Origin of the sequence: Aeromonas sp. HMWF015, from assembly GCF_963878965.1 — a bacterium.
GTDB classification, from domain to species: domain Bacteria; phylum Pseudomonadota; class Gammaproteobacteria; order Enterobacterales; family Aeromonadaceae; genus Aeromonas; species Aeromonas veronii.
This window is the reverse complement of record NZ_CAWNZT010000417.1, coordinates 13,872-25,213: the sequence shown is the minus strand read 5'-3', so window position 1 is coordinate 25,213 and position 11,342 is coordinate 13,872. Positions and strand designations below refer to the sequence as shown.

Genomic DNA, 11,342 nt, shown 5'->3' with positions numbered 1-11,342 from the left:
CATGGGTTCATATAGACTTGTTGTGCCATAAAATTCTTCCTAGGAAAGTTGAACATATCGTTTATAAAAAAATGGATAACATTGTTTGTGTCTCTAAAGGAGCACAACATGCATTATTGAAATTGTATCCTGAGGTGAAACCATATACTCAAGTGGTTTATAACCCTGTTGACATCGAAGACATAATGCGGAAGAGTCGTGAGCATATTGATAGTGATGAGCAAATAAAAGTTATTGCTATCGGACGGCTATGCAATGCCCAAAAAGGATTCGATATATTACTTGCTGCTCATAAGATAAATATTGATGCAGGGGTTAAATATCACCTTACTATTTTGGGAGAAGGTGATGATAGAGATGGGTTAGAATCATTTATTAATATTAATAATATTGGTAATAGTACAAGCTTGCTTGGATTTAAGGAAAATCCATATCCATTTCTTGCTGATAGCGATCTATTCGTCATGTCCTCACATTATGAGGGTTACCCGGTTGTACTCGTAGAAGCGATGGCGTTGGGGAAGGCCATTGTGTCAACAGATTGTACCGGACCTAATGAAGCTCTCGATGGCGGAAAATATGGTGTTCTCGTTCCTGTCGGGGATGAAAATGCGTTGGCACTGGCAATACGCCAAATGGTTGAAAATAAAAACATGCTATCAAAATATGGTTCCTTATCGAAGGATCGAGCCAAAATTTTCAATCTTCGGGAGAGCATGAGGCAGATCGAGCTGTTATTGGATGGAGATAGTAAATATTCCTCTAGTTATGCGCTTCATGCGGATTTGGTTAATGGGAGGAGTGCAGGATGAATATATTGATGGCACTCTCCCAGCTCGAGGTGACGGGCGCTGAGGTCTATGCCACCACGGTCGGTAATGAACTGACCCGGCGTGGTCACAACGTCTTTTATGTGTCAGATACCCTGACCAAGCCGACCCTTGGCCCCGTCTTCAAGCTTCGATTTAACAAGCGCAGCATCCTGCGCCGTTTCTGGCACGTCTTCTACCTCATCTATCTCATCAAGAAGCACCATATCCAGTTGGTACACGCTCACTCCCGCGCCTCCGGCTGGAGCAGTTATGTGGCCTGCAAGCTGACTGGCACCCCGATGATCACCACGGTCCATGGCCGCCAGCCGGTGCACGCTTCGCGCAAAGCCTTCCATGCTCTTGGGTTTAGGACTGTTGCCGTTTGTGAGGATATTGCCCATCAGATTGTCGACAATCTGGGGGTCGATCCTGCGATCGTGCAGGTGCTGCGTAACGGTATCGAAACCGACAAATTCCAGCCTGTGCCGGCGCCGGACAATCCCAAGCCGGTGATTGCCATCATAGGTCGTCTGAGTGGCCCCAAAGGGGAGCTTTGTTACCGACTGCTCGACGAAGTGCTTGATCTTGATGCCTGTCGGGTGCGGATTGTCAGCGGTACCAAAGTGCCGGAGCGCTTTGCCCGTTTTGAAGGTCGTGCCGAGTTTGTTGGTTACGTCGACGATGTACCCGCTCTGCTGGCGGGGAGCGATCTGGTGATCGGCGCGGGTCGGGTGGCGATGGAGGCACTGCTCTGCGGTCGCCCCGCCTTTGCCATCGGTGAAGCCAAGGCCATCGGTCTGGTGACCGAGCAGAATATGGATGAAGCGCTGGCCAGCAACTTTGGCGATATTGGTCCCAAGGATCTGGCTATCGATTTTGCTGCGCTGAAGGGAGAGATTGTATCCGCCCTGGCCAGCAAGACGGTGCCGGAGACAATTCGTCAGCGTATTCAGGACGAGTATGGCTTGCAGGGGGTGGTATCCGGTCTGGAATCCATCTATCAGGATGCGGTGGTGGAAACCCTGCGCCGCGAGATGCCGGTCATCATGTACCACCGCTTTATCGAGCAGGATAGCGAGAAGGGGGTGCATGGCACCTGGATGCCAATCGCCATGTTCGAGAAGCATCTGCGCCTGATGAAGTGGCTCGGCTACGAAACCCTGACTTTCCGCGATCTGGCGGACAAAGGCTTTATCCACCGTCTGCAATACGGCAAGAAGTACCTGATGATCACCGCCGATGACGGTTATCAGGACAATCTGACCCGCATGCTGCCGCTGCTGGAAAAATATGGTTACAAAGCCGTGGTGTACGTGGTCACTGGCGAAGGCTATAACCGTTGGGATGTGGAGCATCCAACCAATCCAGATACCAAGGTTTCGCTAATGAGTGGTGAGCAGGTCAAAGCACTGGCCGCAAGCGGTCATGTGGAGATTGGTGGTCATACCCTGACCCATCCCCGCTTGAGTCAGCTCACAGCCGAGCAACAAGCTCATGAAATTCAGGAGAATAAACGCCAGCTAGAAGCCCTGCTTGGCCATCCGCTGCTCTCGTTCGCTTACCCTTACGGAGATATAAACGACAGCGCCAAGCAGCAGGCTATTGCCGCCGGGTATCGTTTTGCCGTCGCCACCAACAGCGGCCCCAAAGCAATGCACCAGGACCCTTTCCAGATCCGCCGGATCGCCATCTTCCCCCGCACTGATGTGTTTGGGCTGTGGCGAAAAATTCGTGGGAATTATGTGTTCAGGAAATCAAAGTGATATCAAAAAACGTCATAAGCATGGAGCGATTTGCTCTTTTGATTTTTTCATGCACCCTGATTTTCGTATTTAGCGGAATGTTTTTCTTTATTGATGGTAAAACATATCTATCTAACCTTATTGTCGTGGCATCCTTAATTGGCATAGTTTCTTTTTATATCCATCGTTATCCTGTGGGGATTAAAAATCGTTATATAATATGGATTTTATTATCCTATGCCATTTATCTGTTCGTAAATAGACAGGTTCACGGTGACCAATATGGTATTATGCGTACCATAATATATGTTATATGTTTCGCACTTTTAATGCCACGGCACATTGCTGTACTAAAAGCTGGTTGTTATGGAATTATTTTTGGTGGATTGGGTCTAGGCGTTATTAGTATATGGCAATATAATCATGGCGTTGTTAGAGTCGAGGGTTTTACAAACGCGATCATTTTTTCTCAAGCAGCCCTGACATTAGCAATTCTCAATATGTGGATTTCTTTTTCTTTCTCAGATAATTCTCTTGAAAAAGGGCTGTCTATCATTTCGGCACTATTCTCTCTGTGCGCACTATATCTTTCACAAAGTCGTGGTGTTTGGCTAGCGTTCATAGTTGTGATTACATGCTTGTTATTTTTTAAAATAACAAGAAAACCATTGAAATATATTTCAATCACGCTAGGGTTGTTGTTGGCATTCGGAATGCTATGTTTAAACAACAGTATAGTTAAAAATAGAATAGATGCTGGTTTTTCTGATGTTGTAAACATGGAAAATGGAAATTACAGCACATCTCTTGGGCTCAGAGCGGTAGCATGGGAAAGTGCTTGGTTGGGTTTTATCGACTCGCCATTAATAGGCGTGGGCACTGATGGTTTTGATGTGTTAAAGCAAGAACAAGTGAAGCAAGGGCTTGTGCCACAAGCGTTGCTAAACCCTGAGCTAGCACATGCACACAATCAGTATTTACAGACTTTGGTTATTCGGGGGGGGGTAGGATTAATTTTCTTGCTGGGCATGCTTATATTACCGGCAATATTTTTTGCGAAAGAAATGGGGTTTGTGTCTGTTGGCGTGTTTATCCCTATCTCATTCGCTGTTGGAGCGGTGTTTGATGTACCTTTTGAACACCAAAGCATGATGTATCTATACTCATTAAGCCTAATCTTTATTTTATTTTGTCATGAACTCAAGCAGGATTTATCATAACTATGATACCCGTATTTATTATTAGTTTGACACGTAGTGCTGACAGGCGGGCCATGGTAGAGCGCCAGATGTCTCATTTGGGGGTTAACTTTGAGTTTTTCGATGCTGTAGATGGCAAATCATTGCCATCAGATCGCTTGGCGAAAGTGGATTTTAATCTGGCAAGAGAGACTTGCGGTCATGACCTTAGCTTGGGTGAGGTCGGTTGTGCCATGAGTCATATCAATATATATGAAATGATGGTGGAGAAAAATATTCCTCGTTGTGTCATTTTAGAAGATGATATTTACGTCCACATGCATTTCAAAGCTATCATCAGCGAGATCATTAATAAAAATAACTCTGACATTGTATTCTTGCATCATGGCAAGGCGAAACACCTCCCAATATACTCATCTTTGCCAGAAGGGTATCGTTTGGCAAAATATTTAACACCCAGTAAAAGCTCACAACGAGGAATTATATCTACAGGCGGATATATTCTTACGCTGGCAGGCGCTTACAAGCTGCTGAAAATAGCTTATCCAATCAGAATGCCTGCTGATTATCTCACTGGGCGGCTGCAGTGGAATAAACTGAGTGCCGCAGGTGTTGAGCCGTGTTGTCTGGATGTAGGACTATTCCAGTCGACTATTGATGACAGAAATTATGGTCAGCATATAGATTGATAGAGGTGATTGCTGTGATTAAAACCTTGCAATTGTGGAGGGATATCCTTCGCCGCAAGCTAGGTATTTTACTTTTTGATCGTCATCCATCAGTGAGGTCGTCATCATACGGTGCCACTGTTTTTGTTAGATGGGATGCGAAGCTTGGGGATGCAATCGTCTCTTCCTGGGTGGCAAGAGAGATTAAAAATAAGTTTCCAGAGCGGAAAGTCTACGTTATCACCAGCTCTGCAATGGCTCCGTTGTTTAGAGATTTTTTTAATTTTGATAGCGTCTTTGAAATACCAAAGAGAGCTGGCTATATAGAGCTAAAAAAATTAGCCAGTGAGTTGGGGGATGTAGATTATCTTGTGCATTTTAGCCAAAAAATGAAGATGAAAGATCTTTATTTTATCTCCAACGTTGGGAGCAAAAATGTAGCCGGGATTGATGATGATCTTGACTGTATTAATATAAAACTAGGCCAAGAAACAGCAGGGATGCACTTCGCTACGAAATTTAAGGTGCTGTTGGAGCATATGGGGATTGTTAACCCTGACACCAGTTATATAGTGCCTTTTTTCCAGGATTTTGAGGATAGGGTTGGCTCTTGGTGGCCAAGTCATAAAACGTTGTGTTTCAATCCATATGGTAGTGGGACATCCCGTTGTTTCAGTGTTGAGAAAATCATAGAGCTAATCAACACAATGCTTGGTTCATCAAATTATAACATTTGTCTATTGTACCCACCTGGCCGCGAGAAGGACGTTGAACGCGTTGTATCTCATGTTTATGACCCCGCCAGGGTTATTATTGATCATGAGAAGCCATCTTTGGCTGCGCTCTTTGCACAGGCAAGGCATTGTGCCGGTATGGTGTCTGTAGATACTGCCACAGTGCATATAGCAACAGGTTTGAATAAACCGGTTCTTGGTATTTATAATGACAATTTCGGGATGCCAGAAAATGTGGAGTGGCATCCAAATAATCCTCGTTCAAGTATTATCTACGCAGAAACCAGGTCTGCACAGCAAGACGTGAATTTTATAAACGTCGCTGAATTTAAATCAGTATTTGAAAAGTGGGTTGCTGATTATCTATAGAGAGTTGGGGGTTTCCCCAACTCTGTCTCATAGCGATATAAATTCTTCGGTTACACTTTCACTAGAAAAAATTTGATAACTTTTTGACTTAATGGGTGTTTTTGTTCCATCCACGCTTGTAATTGCCATAGCCAGTCCATTGATATCTTCCATCGGGATTAGAAATTTATCGAGTGGTGTCGTTAATATCTCAGCGGGCCCAGACGGACAATCCACGCTGATAACTGGTGTGTGGCAGATAAGTGCTTCAATAAGCACTGTTGGCAGCCCTTCAGCATCGGATGTCAGGATGAGCGCCTGAGCTGATTTGATATAGGGGTAGGGGTTCTTCTGAAAGTCGATGATCTTCACCTTGCTGGCAAGGTTCATCTCCTCGATCATGGCTGCAATGTGAGGGCGTCGCTCCCCTTTGCCCATCAGAACGAGTGGCGTAGCAACGCCGCTTAGCTGATATGCCTGCAAGAGACGATCGTGGCGTTTTCGTTCTTCGAAGGTGCCGACATGGATGAAATACTTTTCAAATGGCTTGCTGAAAGGCTCATCGGCCAACGCCTGAATTTTCTCGATATCAAACGGATTGTAAATCACCTGACACGATTTTGGTGTGGCTTTTACATTTTGTAAAATGTCGTCCGCGATGCCACGAGATACGCAGATCAGTTTCTTGCCATTATAGAAGCGCTTGAATTTTTCATATCCTTTGGCATTGTCTTTGGCAAAGCCAGTGACATTTCCGTGGATCCAGTAATAAATATTCAGTGTATCAGGCAGGTGTCTGGTAATTTTGTCACATGAGCATGAGATAATTACGTCAGGCGAGCTCTCTTTGACTTTTTTAAAAATCAGAGATGCTTGTATTTTTTCAACCGCAACATTGGATATGGCTTTAGTCAGCTTTGTGACAATGCCAAGATTAATCGGGTGAATGTTGTCAGGTAGCGTATGGTCTATTTTTTCCCGCAAGGTAAACAAGGTAACATCGACACCTGCATCTTTTAGCAAGGATGCGGTATTGAGCAGAACCTTTTCCGCACCACCACCATACAAGTCTTCAACAATGAATAAAAACTTTTTAACTGGTGGGGTCATAACTGCTCCGCGGGTCTCATAACTGACTGGTAAATCTACTAAAAATGTGAATCGTAAACGAGCAAAATCAGCTGGCAACTGTTAAAGTCGTTAGCAATTTTTTTCAATAGGTGTGGATCAATGATTGGTCTTAGTGGGCGATACCATAACGCATTATTCGCGGCCTGTATATTTGCCGGGCTGCTGCTATCCTGGTTATTTTCCGATCACCAACTCCTCACCGGCGATCAGACCCAGATGCTCTACAAGGGTTATCTTGGTGCTTATGAGGGGGTCTGGCTTAGCTATGGCAATGCGGCGAGTGCGGTGGGTAATGTGCCGGGGAGTCTGTCGGCCTGGCTGATTGGCGGGCCCTTGCTGCTATGGGATTCACCTTATGCGCCCATGCTGCTGCTGTTGGCGATGCGGTTGGTCGGTTTCCTGCTGTTTGATGCGGTGATCCGTCAGGTGTTTGATGACCGTGGATTGAATGGCAATGTATTGAATAGCAATGTTGTGCGGTTGCTGTTTCTGGTGCTCTGCTGGCTCAATCCCTGGTTCCAGTACGAGAGTCTGCTCTACAACCCCTCTTATCTGTTCCTCTTCTCCGCCATGCACTGCTGGTCGGCCTGGCATATGCGCGAGCGGGCCTCCTTCTGGCACATGATCGTGCACCTGCTGGCCATTGGCATGGCGATGCAGTTGCACTACTCCTGGCCGCTGCTGGCGGTGATGTCCACTTATCTGTTCTGGCGCCGCATTCTCAAGGTGAGTTGGAGCGGGGTGGTGGTGGCTGCCCTGTTGATCGGTGCCTCGTTGATCCCGTATATGTTGGAGGCGATAAGTAACACTGCGATCACTCAGCAAGCCGATCCCGAAGCGCGTCAGCGCTATATCGGCTGGGGGCTGGTGCATGTCTATCCGGTGCTGAAATCGGTGCTCTACTGGCTGCGATACGGCTCCTGGCTGTTTGCCAGCAAGCTGGTCAACGACACCCAGTTTATCTGGCTGGCGGGCCACGAATATCTGCAGTTGGCGGCGGTCTGGCTGTGGCGAGTGGTGATCTACGGGGTGGGCTCGGCAACGGTATTGCTGGCAGCCAAGGCCAACTGGCAGCTGTGGCGTGATCTCAAGCCGCGCTTGCTGCGCAGTGATCGTGCCGAAGTGGATGGCGAGAGCTGGCTCGGCCTCTATGCGTTGGCAGCGGTGCTGGCGGTGCTGGTGAGTGCGGCGCTTTCGCCGATCATCTTCAACTACTGGCACCTGATGCTGATTTTCCCCTACGCCCTGTTCCCGACCCTGCTGCTGCTGGTGCGCTGGAGCCGTCGTTACCCGCAGTGGGTCGGCAAAGGGCTGCTGGCTGCAACCCTGTTCTGCGCCGCAGTTAACCTGATTGCGGCGTGCGACAGCACCAAGTTTTCCTATCAGGCGGACTACAAAACCCAGGTGCTGGAGTATCTGCAAGAGATGAAGCTGCAACCCGGGCAGTGAGTCATCCCCAGCCAGCCCCCCCGATCTTGGGGGGGCTGGTTATCAGTCACTATTCGAAACGATCCATATGGGCGAAGTTTTTGGCTTCGGCAACCCAACCCTCACGCCCTTGCTGGTCCCGAATTTTTACCCACCACTGGTTCTGCGGTGACGGGCCGTATCTGATCTCTTTGCGCGCATAATCGTAATCGAGGATGTAGGTTTTGCCCTTGTACCAGAACAAGCCATCACCTTCGCCCACCCAGCCGAGGAGATAAAGTTTTTCTCCTGCCTTCATGTTAAACAGCGGCCCTTTTCCCTCCTTGCTGTAGCCCAGTTTGACTGGTCTGAGAATCTCGACGATCCCCGCTTTTTCGGTAATGACGACCCCGGTCACCCCCTCTACCTGTTGGCCACGGGGCAGCCGGAACAGCTCCCTGGCAGTAGAAGACGGCTCGGCTCTGACGATCACCTCTTGCTTGGTGGTCCACGCCTGATAGGTACAACCTTCAAACGGGCAGCGTCCCCAGTCGAAATAGGGCTGGCGGGGCTTTTCATCAGAACTTACGGTCGTAGCGAACAACGACAACAACAGCAAAAACAGTCTCATGAATCTACCTGTCCGGCGGGGCGATCACTCGTCGGTTTGATGAAGGGGGCAACACTATATCTCAAGACCCTAAAATTCATCAAAGCAGCGGCTTTATTGATTTTCAGCGCAATAAAACGGGTGGTTGATGGTAATGGAAATAGGGGCCACAAGGGGCTGCTGAACGGTGGGAGGGGATAGCCCGCCCCTTTGCCTTGTGCCATGCTGATGGCTATCGGGGCATCGGGTCGGCACTTATGGGCATCTCTCGTTCGGGTATGGGTTTGTTATTACTGCTATCGGCACTTCTACTTCCTTTTATGACTATCAGCCAAGCCGTGGCGGTCAATGCGCCACTGCGGGGATGCGTCTTCCAGCTGGCGCCGCTGGTCACCATCGATCAGCAGGGCAAGGTCTCCGGGCCGGTGCTCGACTACTTTCGCCGCCACATCGAACCCGTGATCGGTCGCACCATCGAGTGGCAGGGGCTCAATGTGGCGCGGCTGCTCAGCAACCTCGAGAGCGGCGAGTGCGATCTGACTCCGCTGCTGAGTTACAGTCCGGAGCGGGCTCGTCACTTTCGCTATATCGACCCCCACCTGTTGCTGCTGCGGCCGGTGCTGGTTGTACTGGGGCCATCGCGACTTCACTCGGTCGAGCGGCAGGAAGATCTCTACGGCACCACCATCGGCTGGTCGAGTCAGGCGATCGTGCCGCCGCTATTGCAGCATCCGCAGATCCATATCGACACCCTGTCCCAGCTCAGCTGGGAGCATGGCAACATGCAGAAGTTGCTACGCGGGCGGATTGATGCTGCGCTCTTCTCCAACGATATTTCTGCCAACCATTTTCGCGCCAAGCTCCCTGCGGCAACTCGCCTGATCTACCTGCCGGTCACCCCGCTGCAGGTGCATATCGTGTTGACCAAGTCGCTGGGGGATGCCAACCCCGAGCTGGCGCAGCGCATGCGTCAGGTGGTGGAGCGGGTGCCGCTCGCCTCACTGGTGGAGTCGACCCCGCGGCTGTGGGGGCGTTGAAAGGGTGCTGTGTGCAATAATCTACAAGCCCAAGGCCCGCTGCTGGTGTATCTATAACCCATGAATACCACCGATTCCCTCATCCGCTACTGGCAATCCCCGCACCTGCCGGGGGTCGAGCTGTCGCACTCCCACCACAGGGCGTTCAGCTACGGCCGCCATGTCCATCTCGACTACCATATCGGGCTGGTGCAGCGGGGTGGCCAGAAGTTTATCCACAAGGGGAACAGTCACCATCTGGTGCGCGGGGTGCTCTCTACCGTCAACCCGGATGAGGTGCACGACGGCCTCAGCCTGCTGCCGGAAGGGTATGAGGTGCGGGTCTTTGCCATCGATCCGCAGCAGTTGGCACTCTGGCTGCCGGAGCAGCCGGAACCCTTCTTCGACAAGGGATTGCAGAGCCGCCCCGACCTTTATCAGGGTTTTGCCCAACTGCACGGCTATCTTGACAACCCCAAGGCTGATGGCCTGTTGATCGAGAGCCAGCTGCTGGCCCTGCTGGGGGAGCTGCTGCATCTGGCCCCCGAGGTGCACCAGCTGGCGGATCCCCAGTTGCGATTCCTGCGCGACTACCTGATGGCCGCTCTCGACGAACCCCACTCGCTGGAGGAGCTGGCGGGGCTGCTCGGGCTCGACCGTTTCGCCTTCTTGCGCCAGTTCAAGAAACGCAGCGGCATGACCCCCTACGCCTGGCTGAAACGGCTGCGGCTGGAGCAGGGCAAGCGGCTGCTGGCGAGCGGCATGGCGGTGAGCGAGGTGGCGCTGGCGGTCGGCTTCTTCGATCAGAGTCACTTCCACCACGGCTTTCGCCAGGCATTCGGTCTGACGCCCGCCGAATTTCGTGCCCAGATGCAATCTTTTACAAGCCGCGCCCCCCGCTAATCCGCCATGCTGGTTCTCCGTCGTTAAAGCGAGAGTTGTTATGCTGACCAGTCTGTTCGTTACCCTTGGCCTGATGCACCTGATTGCACTGGCCAGCCCAGGCCCCGATTTTGCCCTGATCCTGCGCACCAGCCTGCACCGGCCGACCGCTCTTGGCGCGGCGCTGGGCATCTCGCTGGCGATCATGGTGCACGCCACCCTGAGCCTGACCGGGATCAGCATGCTGATCGCCAGCCACCCGCTGCTGTTTATGGTGATCAAGTGCTGCGGTGCCCTCTATCTGGGCTGGTTGGGGTGGGGTGCCTTGATGGCGGCTCGCCAGCAGAGCAGCACAGTGATGGCCAGCGCTGCCAACGAGCTGCACGGCTGGGGTAAGGGCGTGCGCACTGGCCTCGCCACCAATCTGCTCAATCCCAAGGCGCTGGTGTTCTTTATCGGTCTGCTGGCCGCCATGGTGACGCCAGAGGTGGATGGAGTGACCCGCAGCCTGCTGGTGGGCGAGCTCTTCATCATCTCCCTCTGCTGGTTCGGACTGCTGGCGTGGAGCCTCTCCACCGATCGCGCCCAGCGCCTGCTGCTGCGGGTGCAGCGGCCGCTCAATCTGGTGACCGGCGTGCTGTTTGCGCTGGTCAGCCTCTCCATTCTGGTGAGCATGGGGGCCGAGCTGGTGGCCTGACGAGTCGGCGCATGGGCCTATACTCCAACAAGGTTTACCTGTCAGGAGTGCCCGGCCATGCGTCTACTGCCTCTTTGCTGGTTGCTGGGGATGACC

General features: G+C 51.0%; 11 protein-coding genes. 9 read left to right on the top strand and 2 right to left on the bottom strand.

The features are described from left to right. From AACS18_RS21490 to AACS18_RS21470, 5 genes are all read left to right on the top strand, one after another. The coding region (locus AACS18_RS21490) for a glycosyltransferase (RefSeq protein WP_108613272.1) at window positions 1–812 on the top strand (812 nt) is incomplete at its 5' end. Beyond that, window positions 809–2,575 carry a polysaccharide deacetylase family protein gene (locus AACS18_RS21485; protein ID WP_108613269.1) on the top strand — a complete coding sequence of 589 codons (1,767 nt, stop codon included), beginning with the start codon at window positions 809–811 and terminating at the stop codon, window positions 2,573–2,575. The genes AACS18_RS21490 and AACS18_RS21485, both read left to right, overlap by 4 nt. 20 nt (window positions 2,576–2,595) lie before the next feature. Then, a complete protein-coding gene (locus AACS18_RS21480) occupies window positions 2,596–3,774 on the top strand; it encodes an O-antigen ligase family protein (RefSeq protein WP_146184815.1) in 1,179 nt (392 codons plus the stop codon). Window positions 3,775–3,776: 2 nt separating this feature from the next. Next, the gene (locus AACS18_RS21475) at window positions 3,777–4,442 is read left to right on the top strand and encodes a glycosyltransferase family 25 protein (RefSeq protein WP_108613267.1); all 666 of its coding nucleotides are present in this window, start codon (window positions 3,777–3,779) and stop codon (window positions 4,440–4,442) included. A gap of 14 nt (window positions 4,443–4,456) precedes the next feature. Beyond that, window positions 4,457–5,524 carry a glycosyltransferase family 9 protein gene (locus AACS18_RS21470; protein ID WP_146184814.1) on the top strand — a complete coding sequence of 356 codons (1,068 nt, stop codon included), beginning with the start codon at window positions 4,457–4,459 and terminating at the stop codon, window positions 5,522–5,524. 27 nt (window positions 5,525–5,551) lie between these two features. On the opposite strand, the gene AACS18_RS21465 is transcribed toward AACS18_RS21470, so the two are convergent. After that, entirely contained in the window at window positions 5,552–6,613 is a 1,062-nt protein-coding gene (locus AACS18_RS21465; protein ID WP_108613265.1) for a glycosyltransferase, read from the bottom strand. Window positions 6,614–6,850: 237 nt separating this feature from the next. Between AACS18_RS21465 and AACS18_RS21460 the strand changes: the two genes are divergently transcribed. Continuing rightward, entirely contained in the window at window positions 6,851–8,083 is a 1,233-nt protein-coding gene (locus AACS18_RS21460; RefSeq protein ID WP_108613271.1) for a 3-deoxy-D-manno-octulosonic acid transferase, read from the top strand. A gap of 49 nt (window positions 8,084–8,132) precedes the next feature. Here the strand turns inward: AACS18_RS21460 and AACS18_RS21455 are convergent, their stop codons facing one another. Next, window positions 8,133–8,672 (bottom strand): hypothetical protein, encoded by a 540-nt coding sequence (locus AACS18_RS21455; RefSeq protein ID WP_108613264.1) that lies wholly within the window; start codon window positions 8,670–8,672, stop codon window positions 8,133–8,135. A 299-nt stretch (window positions 8,673–8,971) separates the two neighbouring features. Between AACS18_RS21455 and AACS18_RS21450 the strand changes: the two genes are divergently transcribed. Genes AACS18_RS21450 through AACS18_RS21440 form a run of 3 tightly spaced genes read left to right on the top strand, consistent with a single transcriptional unit; the run spans window position 8,972 to window position 11,246 of the window. After that, window positions 8,972–9,688, top strand: a complete 717-nt coding sequence (locus AACS18_RS21450; protein ID WP_108613263.1) for a substrate-binding periplasmic protein — start codon at window positions 8,972–8,974, stop codon at window positions 9,686–9,688. A gap of 60 nt (window positions 9,689–9,748) precedes the next feature. Then, complete coding sequence (locus AACS18_RS21445; protein ID WP_005357044.1) at window positions 9,749–10,570, top strand: helix-turn-helix transcriptional regulator; 822 nt, start codon at window positions 9,749–9,751, stop codon at window positions 10,568–10,570. A 40-nt stretch (window positions 10,571–10,610) separates the two neighbouring features. Then, window positions 10,611–11,246, top strand: coding sequence for a LysE family translocator (locus AACS18_RS21440; RefSeq protein WP_108613262.1), 636 nt, complete (start codon window positions 10,611–10,613; stop codon window positions 11,244–11,246). Window positions 11,247–11,342: the final 96 nt, after the last annotated feature.